This window comes from Streptomyces sp. NPDC045287 (assembly GCF_056432325.1).
Window position 1 is genome coordinate 1 of the sequence record NZ_JBWKJG010000031.1, and the last position, 18,355, is coordinate 18,355.

The 18,355-nt window shown below is 75.4% G+C and carries 15 protein-coding genes and 1 pseudogene; 12 read left to right on the forward strand and 4 right to left on the reverse strand.

The features are described from left to right. The 4 genes and pseudogenes from AC07D6_RS31755 to AC07D6_RS31770 all read left to right on the forward strand — a co-directional run. Window positions 1–139, forward strand: a pseudogene (locus AC07D6_RS31755) (flavodoxin-dependent (E)-4-hydroxy-3-methylbut-2-enyl-diphosphate synthase); the annotation flags it as partial. A gap of 180 nt (window positions 140–319) precedes the next feature. Further along, complete coding sequence (locus AC07D6_RS31760; RefSeq protein WP_479050172.1) at window positions 320–1,165, forward strand: GNAT family N-acetyltransferase; 846 nt, start codon at window positions 320–322, stop codon at window positions 1,163–1,165. 29 nt (window positions 1,166–1,194) lie between these two features. Next, complete coding sequence (locus AC07D6_RS31765) at window positions 1,195–1,734, forward strand: GNAT family N-acetyltransferase (protein WP_479050174.1); 540 nt, start codon at window positions 1,195–1,197, stop codon at window positions 1,732–1,734. 117 nt (window positions 1,735–1,851) lie between these two features. Further along, window positions 1,852–3,552: a proline--tRNA ligase gene (locus AC07D6_RS31770; protein ID WP_479050176.1), complete on the forward strand. Its 1,701-nt coding sequence runs from the start codon at window positions 1,852–1,854 to the stop codon at window positions 3,550–3,552. A gap of 16 nt (window positions 3,553–3,568) precedes the next feature. Here the strand turns inward: AC07D6_RS31770 and AC07D6_RS31775 are convergent, their stop codons facing one another. From AC07D6_RS31775 to AC07D6_RS31790, 4 genes are all read right to left on the reverse strand, one after another. Next, window positions 3,569–4,516: a slipin family protein gene (locus tag AC07D6_RS31775; RefSeq protein ID WP_315876349.1), complete on the reverse strand. Its 948-nt coding sequence runs from the start codon at window positions 4,514–4,516 to the stop codon at window positions 3,569–3,571. 142 nt (window positions 4,517–4,658) lie between these two features. Continuing rightward, window positions 4,659–5,582 carry an aminoglycoside phosphotransferase family protein gene (locus AC07D6_RS31780; protein ID WP_479050178.1) on the reverse strand — a complete coding sequence of 308 codons (924 nt, stop codon included), beginning with the start codon at window positions 5,580–5,582 and terminating at the stop codon, window positions 4,659–4,661. A 54-nt stretch (window positions 5,583–5,636) separates the two neighbouring features. Further along, a complete protein-coding gene (locus tag AC07D6_RS31785) occupies window positions 5,637–6,053 on the reverse strand; it encodes a DUF4439 domain-containing protein (RefSeq protein ID WP_479050180.1) in 417 nt (138 codons plus the stop codon). Beyond that, complete coding sequence (locus tag AC07D6_RS31790) at window positions 6,050–6,658, reverse strand: hypothetical protein (RefSeq protein ID WP_479050182.1); 609 nt, start codon at window positions 6,656–6,658, stop codon at window positions 6,050–6,052. The genes AC07D6_RS31785 and AC07D6_RS31790 overlap by 4 nt, the downstream gene beginning before the upstream one ends. 155 nt (window positions 6,659–6,813) lie before the next feature. Here AC07D6_RS31790 and rimP point away from each other — a divergent pair, with 155 nt between their 5' ends. The 8 genes from rimP to AC07D6_RS31830 all read left to right on the forward strand — a co-directional run bounded on the left by rimP (window position 6,814) and on the right by AC07D6_RS31830 (window position 18,353). Then, a complete protein-coding gene (rimP, locus tag AC07D6_RS31795; RefSeq protein WP_315876353.1) occupies window positions 6,814–7,314 on the forward strand; it encodes a ribosome maturation factor RimP in 501 nt (166 codons plus the stop codon). A 2-nt stretch (window positions 7,315–7,316) separates the two neighbouring features. Then, on the forward strand, window positions 7,317–8,336 hold the full coding sequence (gene nusA, locus AC07D6_RS31800) for a transcription termination factor NusA (protein WP_315876354.1): 1,020 nt from the start codon (window positions 7,317–7,319) through the stop codon (window positions 8,334–8,336). A gap of 111 nt (window positions 8,337–8,447) precedes the next feature. Further along, the gene (locus tag AC07D6_RS31805) at window positions 8,448–8,726 is read left to right on the forward strand and encodes a YlxR family protein (protein ID WP_315876355.1); all 279 of its coding nucleotides are present in this window, start codon (window positions 8,448–8,450) and stop codon (window positions 8,724–8,726) included. A gap of 150 nt (window positions 8,727–8,876) precedes the next feature. Next, entirely contained in the window at window positions 8,877–11,975 is a 3,099-nt protein-coding gene (gene infB, locus AC07D6_RS31810; RefSeq protein ID WP_315876356.1) for a translation initiation factor IF-2, read from the forward strand. 156 nt (window positions 11,976–12,131) lie between these two features. Beyond that, window positions 12,132–12,425, forward strand: coding sequence for a DUF503 domain-containing protein (locus AC07D6_RS31815; RefSeq protein ID WP_315876357.1), 294 nt, complete (start codon window positions 12,132–12,134; stop codon window positions 12,423–12,425). Window positions 12,426–12,452: 27 nt separating this feature from the next. Then, the gene (gene rbfA, locus AC07D6_RS31820) at window positions 12,453–12,911 is read left to right on the forward strand and encodes a 30S ribosome-binding factor RbfA (protein ID WP_315876358.1); all 459 of its coding nucleotides are present in this window, start codon (window positions 12,453–12,455) and stop codon (window positions 12,909–12,911) included. Then, window positions 12,911–13,837 carry a tRNA pseudouridine(55) synthase TruB gene (truB, locus tag AC07D6_RS31825; RefSeq protein WP_315876359.1) on the forward strand — a complete coding sequence of 309 codons (927 nt, stop codon included), beginning with the start codon at window positions 12,911–12,913 and terminating at the stop codon, window positions 13,835–13,837. Before rbfA ends, truB begins: the two co-directional genes overlap by 1 nt. Window positions 13,838–14,048: 211 nt before the next feature. After that, window positions 14,049–18,353 carry a trypsin-like peptidase domain-containing protein gene (locus AC07D6_RS31830; RefSeq protein WP_479050186.1) on the forward strand — a complete coding sequence of 1,435 codons (4,305 nt, stop codon included), beginning with the start codon at window positions 14,049–14,051 and terminating at the stop codon, window positions 18,351–18,353. Window positions 18,354–18,355: the final 2 nt, after the last annotated feature.

An 18,355-nucleotide genomic window follows, 5' to 3' on the forward strand; every position in this document is an offset into this window, starting at 1 on the left:
CTTCGTGAAGGGCGAGGTCATCAAGACCGTGCCGGAGTCGAAGATCGTCGAGACGCTGATCGAGGAAGCGATGAAGATCGCCGAACAGATGGAGAGGGACGGCGTGCTGTCCGGCGAGCCCGAGGTCTCCGTCGGCTGACCCACCCGGCCGCCCGGTCCCGCACCCCGTGCGCCGGCCGCGAAGCCGGGACGCACGGGCGGGAGGGCGCCCCCGCGGGCCGCGGCGGGCCTGGAAACGGCCCGCCGCCACCGCGCCCCGCATGGTCGCGGCGGTGCCGGGTACAGTGCGGTGACCGACAGACCCACTGGTGAGGCCCCCGTGTTGACGCACACCACCACCCGGGTCCTCGAACCCGGGGACCTCGGCGCCGCGCTCGCAGTCCTCGACAGCGAGCCGGTCGCCAACGCGTTCGTCACCGCCCGCGTCCAGGCCGCCGGCCTCGATCCGTGGCGCCTCGGCGGCGAGATGTGGGGCTGGTACGACGAGGGGCGGTTGCGCTCCCTGTGCTATTCGGGCGCCAACCTCGTCCCCGTCTGCGCCACCCCCGAAGCGGTCCGCGCCTTCGCCGACCGCGCCCGCCGCACCGGCCGCCGCTGCTCCTCGATCGTCGGCCCGGCCGAACCGACCGCCGAGCTGTGGCGCCTCCTCGAACCGAGCTGGGGCCCCGCCCGCGACGTGCGGCCCCACCAGCCCCTGATGGTCACCGAGCGGCCCGCCGCCGACGTGGAGCCCGACCCGCTGGTCCGCCGCGTCCGCAAGGACGAGATGGACCTGATCATGCCGGCGTGCGTGGCGATGTTCACCGAGGAGGTCGGCGTCTCCCCGATGGCGGGCGACGGCGGGCTGCTGTACCAGGCGCGCGTCGCCGAGCTGGTCTCCTCCGGCCGGTCCTTCGCGCGCGTGGAGGACGGCAAGGTCGTCTTCAAGGCGGAGATCGGCGCGGCCACGCCCAAGGCGTGCCAGATCCAGGGCGTCTGGGTCGCCCCCGAGTACCGGGGGCGGGGCCTCTCCGAAACGGGCATGGCCGCGGTCCTGCGGTACGCCCTCGCGGACGTGGCGCCGGTCGTCAGCCTGTACGTCAACGACTACAACAAGCCCGCCCGGGCCGCGTACCACAGGGTCGGCTTCCGCGAGACGGGCGCGTTCATGAGCGTGCTGTTCTGAGGGCGCGCGCGGGACGTAGGGTTCGGGCCATGGATGACGTCGTGGTGGTCGGACCGCTCGACCTGACCGCGCGGGTGGACGACGCGCTGGCCGTGCAGGCCCTCGCCTTCGGGCTCAGCGAGGGCGAGGTCGCGGTGCGCCGCCACATCGTGGTCCGCCACATGGCCTGCCGGGGCGCCCGCGCGTACGGCGCGACCACCCCGGACGGACGCCTCGTCGGCTTCGTGTACGGCATGCCCAACGACCGTGCCCACTGGTGGTCGACGGTCGTCCAGCCGTACCTGGTCCGCGAGGGCAACGACGGCTGGCTCGACGACTCGTTCGTCATCACGGAGCTGCACGTCCACCCCGCCCACCAGGCCCGCGGCATCGGCACGGAGCTGATCACCACGATCACCGGCACGGCGGACGAGCCCCGCTCGATCCTCTCGGCCATCGACACGGAGAGCCCCGCCCGCAGGCTGTACCGCTCCCTCGGCTACGTGGACCTGGCCCGCCGGGTGCACTTCCCGAGCGCCCCCCGCCCGTACGCGGTGATGGGCGCCCACCTGCCCCTGCGCCGGGGGTAGGACCGGGCCGCCGCCGCGCCCCCGGGCGGCGCGGCGGCGGGGCCACTGATTTCCGCGGGCCGGGGGCGCCCGGCTAACCTCCTGCCCATCACACTTTTCACCGCAGGAGAGATCCCCATGGCCCAGGTCCAGCGCATGTCCCGGTTGATGGTCAAGACACTGCGCGACGACCCGGCGGACGCCGAGACGCTCAGCCACAAGCTGCTCGTCCGCGCCGGTTACGTCCGCCGCAACGCCGCCGGCATCTGGTCCTGGCTGCCGCTGGGCAAGAAGGTCCTGGAGAACGTCTCGCGCGTCGTGCGCGAGGAGATGGACGCCATCGGCGCCCAGGAGGTCCTCCTGCCCGCCCTGCTGCCGAAGGAGCCGTACGAGGCGACCGGCCGCTGGGACGAGTACGGCGCAGAGCTGTTCCGCCTCCAGGACCGCAAGGGCGCCGACTACCTGCTCGGCCCCACCCACGAGGAGATCTTCACCCAGCTGGTCAAGGACCAGTGCACGTCCTACAAGGACCTGCCGGTGATCCTCTACCAGATCCAGACCAAGTACCGCGACGAGGCCCGCCCCCGCTCGGGCATCCTGCGCGGCCGCGAGTTCCAGATGAAGGACTCGTACTCGTTCGACACGACGGACGAGGGCCTCGCCGAGTCGTACCGCCTGCACCGCGAGGCGTACGTGAGGATCTTCGAGCGCCTCGGCCTCCACCACAAGATCGTCTCCGCGACCTCCGGCGCCATGGGCGGCTCGGCGTCCGAGGAGTTCCTGGCCCCCGCCGCGGCGGGCGAGGACACCTTCGTGTACTGCCCGTCGTGCGACTACGCGGCCAACACCGAGGCCGTCACCTTCGCGGGCGGCGAGCCCGTCGACGGCTCCGCGCACGGCCCGGTGGAGGAGCTGGACACCCCGGACACGCCGACCATCGAGACGCTCGCCGAGCACCTCGGCGTACCGGCCTCCGCGACGCTGAAGAACCTGCTGGTCAAGGTGGACGGCGAGATCGTCGCCGTGGGCGTCCCCGGTGACCGCGAGGTCGACCTGGGCAAGCTGGAGGACCACCTCGCGCCGGCCGTCGTCGAGATGGTCACCGCCGAGGACTTCACGGGCCGCCCCGACCTGGTGCGCGGCTACGTCGGCCCGCAGGGCCTGGAGAAGGTCCGCTACATCGCCGACCCGCGCATCGCCCCCGGCACCGCCTGGATCACCGGTGCCAACAAGCCGGACACGCACGCGAGGAACGTCGTCTGCGGCCGCGACTTCCAGGTCGACGACTACCTCGACGTCGTCGTGGTCGAGGAGGGCGACCCCTGCCCGAAGTGCGGCACGGGCCTGAAGCTCGACCGCGCCATCGAGATCGGCCACATCTTCCAGCTCGGCCGCAAGTACACCGACGCCTTCCAGTTGGACGTGCTCGGCCAGAACGGCAAGCCGGTCCGCGTGACCATGGGCTCGTACGGCATCGGCGTCTCGCGCGCGGTGGCGGCCCTCGCCGAGCAGACCGCCGACGACAAGGGCCTGTGCTGGCCGCGCGAGATCGCCCCGGCGGACGTCCACGTCGTCGCGGCGGGCAAGGCGCTCCAGACGGAGCTGGCCCTGGAGGTCTCCGAGAAGCTCCGCGAGGCCGGGCTGCGCGTCCTGGTCGACGACCGGGCGGGCGTGTCGCCGGGGGTGAAGTTCACCGACGCCGAGCTGATCGGCGTGCCGAGGATCCTCGTGGCCGGGCGCCGCTCGGGCGAGGGCGTCGTCGAGCTGAAGGACCGCCGCACGGGCGAGCGCGAGGAGCTGACCGTCGAGGAGGCGGTGGCCCGCCTCACGGCCGCGTAGCGCTCGGAGGGCACCCTCAGAGGCATCCCGCCGTACCGGCGCCGTCGTCCCGCACCGGGACGGTCGGCGCCGGTGCGCGTACGGGCCGCGCGGTCGCCGCGCGGGGCGCCTCCAGGGACGGGGCGGGGCCGCCGTCCCCGGCCGGGGCGGTGGCGGGCCCGGGGCGCCCGTCCGCCTCGTCCCCGGCCGCCCGGTGCTCGGCGGCCTCCGCCGACCGCTCCAGGAAGCGGAGCAGCTCCACCGGGATCGGCAGCACGAGCGTGGAGTTCTTCTCGGCGGCGACGGCCATCACCGTCTGGAGCAACCGCAGTTGGAGGGCGGAAGGCGTGTCGGCCATCTCGCGCGCGGCCTCCGACAGCTTCTTGGACGCCTGGAGCTCCGCGTCGGCGTTGATCAGCCGCGCCCTGCGCTCGCGGTCCGCCTCGGCCTGCCGGGCCATGGAGCGCTTCATGGTCTCGGGCAGTGACACGTCCTTGATCTCGACGCGGTCGATGGTGACGCCCCACTCGACGGCCGGGTTGTCGATCATCAGTTCCAGGCCCTCGTTGAGCTTCTCCCGGCTGGAGAGCAGGTCGTCCAGGTCGCTCTTGCCGATGATCGAGCGCAGCGACGTCTGGGCGATCTGCGAGACGGCGAACCGGTAGTCCTCGACGCGGATGACGGCCTCGACGGGGTCGACGACCTTGAAGTAGATCACCGCGTCGACCCGGACGGTGACGTTGTCGCGGGTGATGCCGTCCTGGGCGGGCACGGGCATCGTCACGATCTGCATGCTCACCTTCCGCATCCGGTCGACGAACGGGACGACCAGGGTGAGCCCCGGCCCCCGCACCCGGCTCCGCAGCCGCCCGAACCGCAGGACGACGCCCTGTTCGTACTGCTTGACGACCCTGACGGCGGCCCCGACGTACGCGATGGCGGCCGAGCCCGCCAGTACGGCCGCGGTCAGCAGTTCCTCGCCCATGACGACCCCCTGCCGTCGAGTCGAACCCAGGTGCGACACAAGGGTTACGCCCCATAGTGCACCGATATGGCCGAAACGGGCAGTGTCGTGCGGCCGTGTTCTCCGTGCGACGGCGCCCCGGTCGCCCGGAGTCCCCGGCCGGTCACAGCCAGCCGGCGAACTCCAGCAGCGGCTCCGCCTCGCGGTCCCGCCCGGCCGCCAGCGCACGGGTCCCCGACTCGACCGCCCGGAACAGCGTCCAGCCGCGCAACCGCTCCCGGTCCACGTCCAGGGAGTCCGCCAGCCGGTGCACCCGCCGCCGCGCCGCCGCCGCGCCGGACGCCTCCGCCACCAGGTCCTCGACCCGGTCGCGCACCAGCCGCGCCAGGTCGTACGCACGCTCGCCCACCACCGGCTCCGGCCCCACCGCCAGCCACGGAGCCCGGTCACCGGCCAGCACCTTGCCCTGCCGGAAGCAGCCGTGCAGCAGCAGCGCCTCGGACGCGTCCGCCAGCAGCCCGGCGCGGGCCTCCAGCGCAGCCGCCACCAGGGCGCCCACCGCCTCGTCCGCCCGGTACGCGGCCATCGCCTCCGCCCGGGGCGCCGTCCGGTCCGCCACCGACTCGAAACGGTGCCCCTCCGGGGGCTCCACCCACAGCCGCCGTACCGTACCGGCCGCCTCCAGCAGCGCCTTCGCCTCCGGCAGCGACCGCAGCGACACGTCCGGCCGCAGCCGCTCCAGCAGCAGCCCGGGCCCCTCGCCGGCGTCGTCCAGCAGCCGCACCGCGCCCCAGCCGTCCCAGTGGGCGAGCGCCTCCCGCTCCCGGTCGGGCGCGGCGAACGGCGGCGCCAGCTTCAGCGCGGCCGGCTCCCCGCCGCCCCGCCGGGCCAGGACCACCACGCTGCTGCGGCCGCCCGGCTCCACCACCCGCTCGGCGGCCATGCCGCGCCCGGACAGCGCCCGGCGGACGGTGTCCGGCAACCCGTCGAGCCACGTGCTCGCGGCGGCCTCGCCGTACGTTTCGCCGAGCGCCCGCACCAGGCGGCGAGGCGGTTCGGACACGGGGGCGTCAGCGGCGTGGGCCATGCGTGCGGGGCCACCTTTCGGTCCTGCGGCGCGAGCCGCGCGGGGAAGCGGGGCTCACGGTCGCTCGGCGAGCCCAGGAAAGGCTACGCCGCCGCCGCGCCAGCGGACGGCCCGCACCGCCGCCTCCCGCAGCGCGGCCGCCGCGTCCCGGCGCAGCGCGCCCCCGGCGGCCCGTACGAGGTCGGCGTACACGCCCGCGACCCGGTCCTCCAGCTCGGCGGCCAGCCGCACCGCCCCGTCCCCGTCCGCCACCGGGAACGGCAGCGCGTACGCCGGCGCCGACGCGGCCGGCGTGCCGCCCAGGTCCCGCACGGTCCGGGCCGCCGCGTCCCGCCGCGCCCGGTGCGCCGCGTGGGCCGCCTCCGCCTCCGCCCGCCTGGCCGTCCCGACCCGGGCGCCGACGACGCCGTACCCGTACACCGCGGCGTGTTCCGCCGCCAGCACCGCCTGCGCGGCCTCCAGGGCGCTCACGCCCGGCTCCCCTCGCCGAGCAGGTAGGCGTGCGCGGCCCCGGCTGCGGCGACCGACGCCAGCAGGCGGGCCAGCTCCGGGGGCGCGGCCACCAGGGCCGCCGCGTGCGCCGCCGCGGTGCGCGAGGCCAGCGCGGCCAGCTCCCCGAGCACGGCGCCCGGCTCGGCCGGCACGCCGCGGGGGAACGGGCCCGCGCCGAAGCGCGGCGCCGGGGACGCGGCGCCGTCCGCGCCGGGGGCCGTGCCCGTCGGGGTCGGGGACGCCGTGCCCGCCGGGTCCGGGGACGCCGCGCCGGGGGCCCGCTCGCCCGGAGGGGCCAGCGCCGCCACGTGGCGGGCCGTCGCCTCACGGAGCGGGGCCAGCCGGCCGCCCAGCGCGGGATGGGCGTCCAGCGCCTCGTCGTAACCGGCCAGGAGCACCCCGCTCGCCGCCGCCGACCTGCGGCGCAGGACCGTTTCGGCACGCCGTGCCGACTCGGCCGCCGAGGGGCGCGGGAGGCCGCCCCCGCCGGAGCCCGGGCCCGAGCAGCCGGCCAGCGCCCCGGACACCCCGGACGCCGTCGCCACCGCGAGCGCACGCCTCCGCGTCACCTCCGTGCGCCCCACGTTCACTCCTTCGGGTACACCACTTCGAAGATCACCGCAGGCGAGCGTACCCGCGGGCCGGTCCGGGGTGGACGGCAACACCCCCCGGGACCGGATACCCTTTGTCTGACACGCGACGAACCCACAACAGCACACGCGGCCGAGGAGTCACCCGGATGAGCACCACCCAGAGCGAGAGGCTGCGCGGGTTGCTGGAACCGCTGGTCACCGCCAGGCAGCTGGATCTCGAGGAGATCGAGGTGTCCCGGGCGGGCCGCCGCAGGGAGCTGAGGGTCATCGTCGACTCGGACGACGGCGTGGAACTCGACGTCTGTGCCGAGCTGAGCCGCGCCATCTCCCAGACGCTCGACGAGACGGACGCGATGGGCGAGGAAGAGTACGTCCTCGAGGTGAGCTCGCCGGGCGTCGACCGCCCCCTCACCGAACACCGCCACTTCGTGCGCGCCACCGGCCGCCTCGTGAAGTTCCGGCTGCACGAGGGCGGCGACCTCGTCGCCCGCATCCTCGGAGTGGACGAGGAGGGGCTCGACCTGGAGGTCCCGGGCGTGAAGGGCCGCAAGGCCACCGCCCGGCGCCTGGAGTTCCCCGAGATCGCCAAGGCGCGCGTGGAGATCGAGTTCAACCGCAAGGACAAGAAGGAAGAGGAGGAGGCGTAGCCGTGGACATCGATGTGAAGCTCCTTAAGGGCTTGGCACATGAGAAGGAGATCCCCTTCGAGCTGCTGGTCGAGGCGATCGAGTCGGCCCTCCTCATCGCCTACCACCGCACCGAGGGAGCCCGCCGCCACGCCCGCGTCGTGCTGGACCGCCAGACCGGTCACGTGACGGTGTGGGCGAAGGAGGACCCGGCCGACCTGGAGGAGGGGCAGGAGCCCAAGGAGTTCGACGACACCCCGTCGGACTTCGGCCGCATCGCGGCGACCACGGCCCGCCAGGTCATCCAGCAGCGGCTGCGCGACGCCGAGAACGACATGACGTTCGGCGAGTACGCGCGCCGCGAGGGCGACATCGTGGCCGGCGTCGTCCAGCAGGGCAAGGACCCCAAGAACGTCCTGGTCAAGCTGGACGACAAGCTGGAGGCGATCCTCCCCGTCCAGGAGCAGGTGCCCGGCGAGGAGTACACGCACGGCCTGCGCCTGCGCACGTACGTCGTCCGCGTCGCCAAGGGGGTGCGCGGTCCGTCCGTCACCCTGTCGCGCACGCACCCCAACCTCGTGAAGAAGCTGTTCGCGCTGGAGGTCCCGGAGATCGCCGACGGTTCCGTCGAGATCGCCGCGATCGCCCGCGAGGCCGGCCACCGCACGAAGATCGCCGTACGGTCGACGCGCTCCGGCCTCAACGCCAAGGGCGCCTGCATCGGCCCGATGGGCGGCCGGGTGCGCAACGTCATGGCGGAGCTGCACGGCGAGAAGATCGACATCGTCGACTGGTCCGACGACCCGGCCGACATGGTGGCGAACGCGCTCTCCCCGGCGCGCGTCTCCAAGGTCGAGGTCGTCGACCTGGCGGCCCGGTCCGCCCGCGTCACCGTGCCGGACTACCAGCTGTCCCTGGCGATCGGCAAGGAGGGCCAGAACGCCCGCCTGGCCGCCCGCCTCACCGGCTGGCGCATCGACATCCGGCCGGACACCGAGCAGCCCGCGCAGTCCGCCGGGGAATCCCGGGAATCCGGGGAATAGAGACCGCCGTGGTCACGTTGGGCTACAGCGAGACCACGACGGGATCACGACAACAACCGTTCGATTTTTGCCCCAAAGGGGTGAGGTCGGTGCGGGGAGGTAGACTTAAGCGTGTCTGGCCGGACGCATGCCCGCGCATGCCCTGAGCGAACCTGTGTGGGATGCCGGGAGCGGGCGGCCAAGAGCGATCTGCTGCGCATCGTGGCGATCGAGGGTGAGTGTGCCCCCGATCCACGCGGTACGCTGCCCGGTCGGGGTGCCTATGTGCATCCCGTCCAGTCCTGCCTCGATCTGGCGGTCCGCCGCCGGGCGTTCCCCCGGTCCCTCCGGGTCCAGGGTCCGCTCGACACCGCGGACGTGCACCGCTACGTCGAGCAGGCGACACCGTAAGAAAGAAGTACGGCACGGGGAGAGCCCGTGCGGTCAGGTACCTCGCGAGTGGAAGTAGGTCGAGATTGCGATGAGCACTCGATGAGTACGCGATGAGTACGCCCATGAAGTAGCGACGGTCCGGCGGTAACCGGACCTCAAAGGAGCGAAGTGGCTAAGGTCCGGGTATACGAACTCGCCAAGGAGTTCGGTGTGGAGAGCAAGGTCGTCATGGCCAAGCTCCAGGAACTCGGTGAATTCGTCCGTTCGGCGTCATCGACGATCGAGGCGCCGGTTGTCCGTAAGTTGACCGACGCTTTGCAGGGACCCGGCTCCGCCGGCAAGTCCGCTGCCAAGCCCGGCGCGCCCCGCAAGGCCGCGCCCCCCGCCCCCGCCAAGCGCGAGGGCGGCACCCCCGCGCCCGCCAGGCCCGCCGCGCCGTCCCCGGCGCAGGCCGGCGGCGCCCCCCAGGCCCCCAGGCCGGCAGGGGAACGCCCGGCCGCCCCGAAGCCCGGCGCCCCCGCGCCGCGGCCCGCGGCCGCCGAGAAGCCCGCGGCGCCGGCCCCCGGCCCGCGTCCCACCCCGGGTCCGAAGCCCGCCCCGGCCGCCAAGCCGGCCCCGGCGGCCCCGGCCCCGACGAAGCCCGAGTTCACCGCGCCCCCGTCGGCTCCCGCCGCCGGTCCCCGGCCCGGTGCCACCCCCGGCCCCCGCCCCGCCGCGCGTCCCCAGACGCCCGGTGGCCAGCAGGGCGGCGGACGCCAGGGCGCCCCGCGCCCCGGCCAGCAGGCCCCCCGTCCGGGCGGCCGTCCGGCCGGCCCGCGTCCGGGCAACAACCCGTTCACCTCCGGTGGCTCCACCGGCATGGCGCGCCCGCAGGCGCCCCGTCCGGGCGGCGCCCCGCGCCCCGGCGCCCCGGGTGCTCCCGGCGGCCCGCGTCCGCAGACCCCCGGCCAGGCCGGTCCGCGTCCGCAGGCGGGCCCCGGCGGCCCGCGCCCCACGCCCGGCTCCATGCCGCGTCCCCAGGCTCCGCGCCCGGGTGGCGGCCCGGCCGGTAACCGCCCGAACCCGGGCATGATGCCGCAGCGTCCCGCTGCCGGCCCGCGTCCCGGCCCCGGTGGCCGCGGTCCCGCGACCGGTGGCCGTCCGGGTGGTCCCGGCGGTCGTCCCGGTGGTGGCGGCGGCTTCGCCGGTCGTCCCGGCGGTGGCGGCGGCGGCTTCGCCGGTCGTCCCGGCGGCGGCGGTGGCGGCGGTGGCCGTCCCGGTGCTCCGGGCGGTGGCGGCGGCTTCGGCGGCGGCCGTCCCGGCTTCGGCGGCCGTCCCGGCGGCCCCGGTGGCCGTGGTGGCACGCAGGGCGCGTTCGGCCGTCCGGGCGGTCCCGCCCGCCGCGGCCGCAAGTCGAAGCGGCAGAGGCGCCAGGAGTACGAGGCCATGCAGGCCCCGTCCGTGGGCGGCGTGATGCTGCCTCGCGGCAACGGCGAGACCGTTCGCCTGTCGCGCGGTGCGTCCCTCACCGACTTCGCGGAGAAGATCAACGCCAACCCGGCGTCGCTCGTCGCGGTCATGATGAACCTCGGCGAGATGGTCACCGCCACGCAGTCCGTCTCCGACGAGACGCTGCAGCTCCTCGGCGACGAGATGAACTACACCGTTCAGATCGTCTCGCCGGAGGAGGAGGACCGCGAGCTGCTCGAGTCCTTCGACCTGGAGTGGGGCGAGAACGAGGGCGGCGAGGAGTACCTCACTCCGCGCCCGCCGGTCGTGACCGTCATGGGTCACGTCGACCACGGCAAGACCCGCCTGCTCGACGCGATCCGCAAGACGAACGTCGTCGCGGGCGAGGCCGGTGGCATCACCCAGCACATCGGTGCCTACCAGGTGACGACCGAGGTCAACGGCGAGGACCGCAAGATCACCTTCATCGACACCCCGGGTCACGAGGCGTTCACCGCCATGCGTGCCCGCGGTGCCAAGTCCACCGACATCGCGATCCTCGTGGTGGCGGCGAACGACGGTGTGATGCCCCAGACGATCGAGGCGCTGAACCACGCCAAGGCGGCCGACGTGCCGATCGTGGTCGCGGTCAACAAGATCGACGTCGAGGGCGCCGACCCGGTCAAGGTGCGCGGTCAGCTGACCGAGTACGGCCTGGTGGCCGAGGAGTACGGCGGCGACACGATGTTCGTCGACATCTCCGCCAAGCAGGGTCTGCACATCGACTCCCTGCTGGAGGCCGTGATCCTCACGGCGGACGCCTCGCTCGACCTGCGGGCCAACCCGGAGCAGGACGCGCAGGGCATCGCCATCGAGTCGCACCTCGACCGTGGCCGCGGCGCCGTCGCGACCGTCCTGGTCCAGCGGGGCACGCTGCGGGTCGGCGACACGATGGTGGTCGGTGACGCGTACGGCCGCGTCCGGGCGATGCTCGACGACAAGGGCAACAACGTCGAGGAGGCGACCCCGTCGACTCCGGTCCTGGTCCTGGGTCTCACCAACGTCCCGGGCGCCGGCGACAACTTCCTCGTCGTCGACGAGGACCGCACGGCCCGCCAGATCGCCGAGAAGCGCGCCGCGCGGGAGCGCAACGCCGCCTTCGCCAAGCGCGTCCGCCGGGTGTCCCTCGAGGACCTCGACAAGGTGCTCAAGGCCGGTCAGATCCAGGAACTCAACCTCATCATCAAGGGCGACGCGTCCGGTTCGGTCGAGGCCCTCGAGTCCTCGCTGCTCCAGCTCGACGTCGGTGAAGAGGTCGACATCCGGGTCCTGCACCGCGGCGTGGGTGCGGTCACCGAGTCCGACATCGACCTGGCGATGGGCTCCGACGCCATCGTCATCGGCTTCAACGTCCGCGCGGCCGGCCGTGCCGCGCAGATGGCGGAGCGCGAGGGCGTCGACGTCCGCTACTACTCGGTGATCTACCAGGCCATCGAGGAGATCGAGGCGGCCCTCAAGGGCATGCTCAAGCCGGAGTACGAAGAGGTCGAGCTCGGTACGGCGGAGATCCGCGAGGTCTTCCGCTCGTCCAAGCTGGGCAACATCGCGGGTGTCCTCATCCGGTCCGGCGTGGTCAAGCGCAACACCAAGGCGCGCCTCCTGCGCGACGGCAAGGTCGTCGCGGAGAACCTCAACATCGAGGGTCTGCGTCGCTTCAAGGACGACGTCACCGAGATCCGCGAAGGCTTCGAGGGCGGTATCAACCTCGGAAACTTCAACGACATCAAGATCGACGACGTCATCGCGACGTACGAGATGCGCGAGAAGCCGCGCGGCTGACCCAGCCCGCGCGACATCAGGAGCGGAAGCCGGGGCCGGTCGGCGGAAGGAATTTCCGTCGATCGGCCCCGGCCGCTGCGTGTACGGTTCGGATGTCCCCGCCGGTGAACGGCGGGGGCCTACCGAACCCGAACCGGCGGGACATCCGGACTGTCCATGTATGTGGGGACGCTGTCCTTCGATCTGCTTCTCGGCGACGTACGGTCGCTGAAGGAGAAGCGCTCCGTCGTCCGGCCGATCGTCGCCGAACTCCAGCGGAAATTCGCGGTGAGTGCGGCGGAGACCGGCAACCAGAACCTCCATCGCAGGGCCGAGATCGGCGTGGCGATGGTCTCCGGGGACGCCGGGCATCTCACAGGGGTACTGGACCGGTGTGAGCGCCTCGTCGCCGCGAGGCCCGAGGTGGAGCTGCTGTCCGTACGGCGGCGCCTGCACACCGATGAAGAGTGAACGCAAGACGGAAGAGGAGACGGACCGGTGGCCGACAACGCGCGGGCCCGCAAGCTGGCCGATCGCATCCAGGTCGTGGTCGCGGAGACCCTGGACCGGCGAATCAAGGATCCGCGGCTGGGCTTCGTGACCATCACGGACGCCCGCGTCACCGGCGACCTGCGGGAGGCCACGGTCTTCTACACGGTCTACGGTGACGAGGAGGAGCGCGCCGCGTCCGCGGCCGCGCTGGAGTCCGCCAAGGGCGTCCTGCGCTCCGAGGTCGGCAAGCAGACCGGCGTCCGCTTCACGCCGACGCTGACGTTCGTCCCGGACGCCCTGCCCGACAACGCCCGCACCATCGAGGACCTCCTCGACAAGGCGCGGGCCAAGGACGCCGAAGTACGCCAGGTGTCCACCGGCAAGACGTACGCGGGCGAAGCCGACCCGTACCGCAAGCCCGGCGAGGACGAGGCCGAGGACGACGAGGACGGCGCCGGCGCCTGATGAGCAACGCAGCACACGCCCTCCCGGCCCGGGCCGGGAGGGCTCCCCAAGACGGCCTCGTCATCGTCGACAAGCCGTCGGGGTTCACCTCCCACGACGTCGTGGCCAAGATGCGCGGCATCGCCCGCACCCGCCGCGTCGGCCACGCCGGCACGCTCGACCCCATGGCCACCGGCGTCCTCGTCCTGGGCGTCGAGAAGGCCACCAAGCTCCTCGGCCACCTCGCGCTGACGGAGAAGGAGTACCTGGGCACCGTCCGGCTCGGCCAGAACACCCTCACCGACGACGCCGAGGGCGAGATCACCTCGTCCGCCGACGCGTCCCGCGTGACCCGCGAGGCCGTCGACGCGGCCGTGGCCAAGCTGACCGGCGACATCATGCAGGTGCCGTCGAAGGTGAGCGCCATCAAGATCGACGGGAAGCGGTCCTACGCGCGCGTGCGGGGCGGCGAGGAGTTCGACATCCCGGCCCGCCCGGTGACCGTCTCCCAGTTCACCGTGTACGACATGCGCGACGCCGTCGCCGACGACGGCACCCCCGTCGTCGACCTGGTCGTCTCCGTCGTCTGCTCGTCCGGCACGTACGTCCGGGCCCTCGCCCGCGACGTCGGCGCCGACCTCGGCGTCGGCGGGCACCTCACCGCGCTGCGCCGCACCCGCGTCGGCCCGTACAAGCTGGACGCCGCGCGCACCCTGGACCAGCTCCAGGAGCAGCTCACCGTCATGCCCATCGCGGAGGCGGCAGCCGCCGCCTTCCCGCGCTGGGACGTCGACGAGCGGCGCGCGAAGCTGCTCCTCAACGGCGTTCGGATCGACATGCCCGCCTACGAGCGGGGCCCCGTCGCGGTCTTCGGACCGCAGGGCCGCTTCCTGGCCCTGGTGGAGGAGCGCGGCGGGAAGGCCAAGAGCGTCGCCGTCTTCGGCTGACCCCCGCCCCGGGGCTCCGGGGCGGGGGCCCCACCGTGGAGCGGGCCGGTCGCCCGCGCCCGCTCCACGATCCCCCTCCTGATGTCTCTGTCCGCGCCGGGATGCCTATTCACCCACTTGGCCGGGCGCTCGGAGTGAACAAGGGGGCATTTGGGGGCGCGTCCGATGGACGCGTTTCCCGGCGTGATCGGCCCGGTCCTACGGTCGACCCATGGCACGACAGGACCGGACGACACTGGTACGCATCTGTGATCAGGCGGGCCGGACGCGAGGCTCCGGCTTCGTCGCCGACCACCTCGGCACGGTCGTCACCAGCCACGAAACCGTCGACGGCCTGGAGCGGATCGTCGTCCGCACCCCCGACGGACGCGCCCACACGGCGAGGGCCGACGCCGTCACCGCCCTGCCCGCCGACGCCCTCGCCCTCGTCCGCACCGACGGGCTCGGCGTCCGCCCCCTGCCCATCGCCTCCCGCCCCGCACCCGCGGCGGGAGCGTACGTACACGTGTACGCCCACGGCTGGCGCGAGGCGCGCGTCCTCGGCGTCGCGCGGGCCACGTACACCGGCGCCGAGGGCTCCCACCCGGTCGACGAGGCCCTGGTGCTCGCCATCGGCACCGAGGGCCGCGAGGCGCTGCGGCGCGGCGGGGAGGCCGCCGGGGGACCCGTCCTGGACGCCGCCACCGGCACCGTCCTCGCCGTCCTCGCCGGCGCCCTCCGCACCGACCACCGCGCCGCCGGGCTCGCCCTGCCCCTGGCCCGCGCCGCCGCCCGCGCCCCCGGCGGCCCGCTCGCCGCCCTCCTCCACCGCAACGCCGCCACGGTCCCGGCCCACGGCCCCGACCTGAACCTCGCGGGCGCCCTCGAACTCGCCGCCCTCACGCACCCCGCCCTCCCCCTCGCCCGGACCGTCGCGCGGCCCGGCATCGCCCACCGCCTCGACCTGTTCGCCGCCGCCCCCCACGGCCCGGACCACCCCGTCGTCTGCGGGGTCGTCGGGGAACCCGGCACCGGGCGCACCACCGCCCTGGGCGCCCTCGCCCACCGGCGCGCCGCCGCTGCCGCCCCCGAGCCGACCGTGTGGCTGCGCGGCGCCGACCTGCGGCCGGGCGACGTCTCCCTGGGGGACGCCGTGAGCCGCGTCCTGGACCGTGCCGAGCGGGCCGCCACCGAGGCCCGCGGCGACCGGAACGCCCACCCGGAGGCCCGTGCCACCGCCCCGGGCGCCCTGGCCCGGCACGTCGCGCGGATCGCCTGGGACGCGGGCCGGCCGCTGCTCGTGCTGCTCGACGCCCCCGAGGAGGCACCGCCGCCCTTCGCGGACCGGCTGCCCTCCTGGACCGCCGAGACGGTGCGCTGGCTGCGGCGGCACGGCGTACGGCTCGCCGTCGCCTGCGGGCCCGCGCACTGGGGGACGGCCGGTGCCCTGTACCCGCCGGGCGCGCTGTACCGGCCCGGCGCGTCCGCCGGTCGGTTCCCCGCCGCCGTGCCGGTCGGGGACCTGACGCCCGAGGAGGCCGAGGAGGCCCGCGCACGGTACGGGCTGCCCGCCGGGACCCTCGCGGCGGCCGACGCGCGCCACCCGCTGGCGCTGCGGCTCCTCGCGGACGTACGGGCCGCGCTGCCCGGCGCGGTACCGGGGCGGGCCGGGCGGGCCGACGTCTTCGCCGCCCACCTGGACCTGCTGTGCCTGCGCGTCGCCCACCGCGTCGCCGCCGGGTGCCGGCCGGCGCTGTCGGAGGCGGAGGTCCGCGGCCTCGCCGCCCGGGCCGCCGACCGCGTCCGCGAGGCGGCCCGGCGCTGTCTCGGCCCCGGCCACGGCGAACTGGACCGGGCCGGGTTCGAGGAGTTGTTCCCGTGGGGCACCGGTTGGGCGTCGGCGGTGCTCGCGGAGGGGCCGCTGGTCGCGGCGGGCGCGGGCTACCGGTTCGCGGACGAGGAGTTCGGGGAGTGGCTCCAGGCCCTCCACGTCGACGTGGACGCGGCCCTGGACGCCCTGGTGCACACCCGCCGCGACACGGCCCCGCCCCCGGACCGCCTGCCGTGCGTCCCCCCGGCCCCGGGCCGCGTGCCGGCGCCGGCGATCCCGGCCGCCGGTCCGGCCCCGGCCGCCCTGCCCGCGCGCCCGACCGGGTACGCCATCCCGCCGGTCCCGCCGGTCCCGCCGTTCCCCCCGGCGCTGCCCGGGAGGGCGGGCCCGGTGGGCCACGGCCCCCGGCCGCACGCGGCCGGGCCGGAGCCGGCCACCGGACCCGGCGGACACGCGGTCGCGCCCGGAGTCGTGGCCGGGCCCGGGCACCCGGTCCCGCCGGGTTACCCGGTCCCGGCCGGGCACGCCTTCCCGCCCGGCGGGACGGTGCGGCCCGGGAACTCCTCCGCGCCCGGCGCGCCCGCCCCGCTCGACCACGGCACGTCCCCCCGGCCCGGCCCGGAGGGGCACATCGCCCTGCCGGGCCGGGCCGCCTTCCCCGACACCGCCCTGCCCGGTCACCCGGTCCCGCCCGGCCACCCGGCCCCGCCCGCGCGGTTCGCCCGACCCGAGTACGGCGGAGTGCCCAGGCAGACACCCCCGGGCGGGTACGCCGTTCCGCCTGGGTACGCCACTCCGTCCGGGTACGCCGCTCCGCCCGGGTACGGCACGCGGTCCGAACGGCGGGCGCCGCTCGGCCAGGCCGTCCCGCCGACCGTCCCGCCGCCGCGCACGGCCCCGCCCGGACCGGCCTCCCGGCCCGGTCACGGCGACCCGCGCGGTGCCCTCCTCCCGGCCGGGCCCGTCGACCGCCCGCTGCCGCCCGGCGTTCCCGCGCCGCGCCCCGCGGGGGTGCCCCCGCACCGGGTCGGCGTCGTGGTGGGGGCGTTGCTGCTGCTGGAGGGGGGCCGGGGCGCCGAGGCGCTCGCACGGAGGCTGGAGCGGCTCGCCCGCCACGAGGGCGGGCCCGCCGACGCCGGCTGGTGGGCGGGCCGGCTGCTGCGGGACACGCTGCTGCGCGTCCGGGACGCCCGGCCGTACACCGGTGTCCTGCGGCAGTTGGCCGAGCGCCTCGCGGCACGGCCGGCCCCCGGCGACCCCGACGTGTACGGGGCGCCCTTCTGGGAGCGGCTCCGCCTCGGCGAGGACGAGCGCCTGGACCTCCTGCGCCGCGTCCTCCCCGCCGACGCCCCGTCCCGCGCCCCGCGCCGCCCCGGCTACCTGGAAGCCGTCGCCCGGCGCCTGGCCGCCGACCCGCGCGGCGTACAGCCCCTGCTGTGCCGGTGGTTCACCGACGAACGGCCGCTCTCCGCCGAGCCCGGCTCCCACGTCCGGCCCACCGTCGCAGGCGTCGCCCAGGCACTGCTCCACACCCACCGGGACCTCGCCGTCGACGACCTGTGCGAGGCCCTCGTCACCACCGCCCACCCGCGCGCCGACGAGCTCCTCACCGGCCTCGTCCACGACGACCCCGCCGCGCTGTGCCGCGCGGTCGACCGCTGGGCGCACGACGACGCGCGCCCCGCCCGCCGTGTCGCCGCGGCGGCGTACGGGCCGCTCCTCGCCGCCCGCGTCACCGACGGCGGCGACCGCGAACTCCTCCGGTACGCCGCCCTCGCCCTCCTCGCCCGCCCCGGGGACCGTTCCCTGCACGGCGCGGCCCTCGCCGTCCTCGTCCACGACCCGCACAGCCGCACCCGCCACCTGGCCCAGGCCCTCGCGGCGTTCCGGGCCGGCGACCGCGGACTGCCCGCCCGGGCGCTGACCGCCGCACTCGCCACCCACCCCGAGCCGGTCCTCGCCGCCTTCCGCGCCCGGCTGCGCAGCGGCGGCCCCGCCGTGGCCGCCGACGTCCTCGGCGCCCTGGCCGACGTGGACACCCCCGAGCTCGCCGGGTGCGCCGCCGCCCTCGTCCGCGGGTACGTCGACGGCCACCCGGAGGGCGCCGCGCACGCCGCCGCCCACGTCGACCGGCGTCTGGAGCGGGGCCCCGCCGTCCGCGCCGACCTGTTCCCGCTCGTCACCGACCTGCTGCGGGGCCGCCCCGCCGAGGTGCGCGCCGCGCTGGTCCCGGTCCTGGCCGCACCCGGCACGCCCGCGTCGCGGGCCCTGCGCGGCGAACTCCTCGACGTACTCCTCGACCTGGAGCGGGACGAGCGCCCCGACCCCGCCGTGCCGGAGGCGCTGTTGCGGGCCGCCGCCCACGGCGCGGCGGGGCGCCCGGAGTCCCGCACCCGGAACCTGGTCCTGCGGAGCGGCGAGCTGCTGGCCCGTACGGCCGAGGGCGCGGCGGTCCTCGACCGGCGGCTGGCCGAGCTGGCCGACGAGGTCCCCGGCTTCGCCGCGCTGCTGGGCGCCTGGTTCGCCGGGGACCCGCGGCGGTGGGCGGCCCTCGCGGGCCCCGCCGTCCGCCGCGCGGTCGAGCGGCACGCCGCGCCGGGGCCCGGTGACGGGGCCGCCGCTGTGGCCGGGCGGGTACGGACCGCTATGCCGATGCGGAACGAACCACGGGGGCATGGCACCCTTAGACCTGCGTATCGGTCATGACG

Excerpts from the sequence above, each read along its gene's own strand:
- AC07D6_RS31770 (WP_479050176.1), top strand. The coding sequence starts at position 1,852 with ATGGCCCAGGTCCAGCGCATGTCCCGGTTGATGGTCAAGACACTGCGC.
- AC07D6_RS31830 (WP_479050186.1), top strand. The coding sequence starts at position 14,049 with ATGGCACGACAGGACCGGACGACACTGGTACGCATCTGTGATCAGGCG.
- AC07D6_RS31780 (WP_479050178.1), bottom strand. The coding sequence starts at position 5,582 with ATGGCCCACGCCGCTGACGCCCCCGTGTCCGAACCGCCTCGCCGCCTG.
- truB (WP_315876359.1), top strand. The coding sequence starts at position 12,911 with ATGAGCAACGCAGCACACGCCCTCCCGGCCCGGGCCGGGAGGGCTCCC.
- AC07D6_RS31815 (WP_315876357.1), top strand. The coding sequence starts at position 12,132 with ATGTATGTGGGGACGCTGTCCTTCGATCTGCTTCTCGGCGACGTACGG.
- rimP (WP_315876353.1), top strand. The coding sequence starts at position 6,814 with ATGAGCACCACCCAGAGCGAGAGGCTGCGCGGGTTGCTGGAACCGCTG.
- AC07D6_RS31765 (WP_479050174.1), top strand. The coding sequence starts at position 1,195 with ATGGATGACGTCGTGGTGGTCGGACCGCTCGACCTGACCGCGCGGGTG.
- AC07D6_RS31775 (WP_315876349.1), bottom strand. The coding sequence starts at position 4,516 with ATGGGCGAGGAACTGCTGACCGCGGCCGTACTGGCGGGCTCGGCCGCC.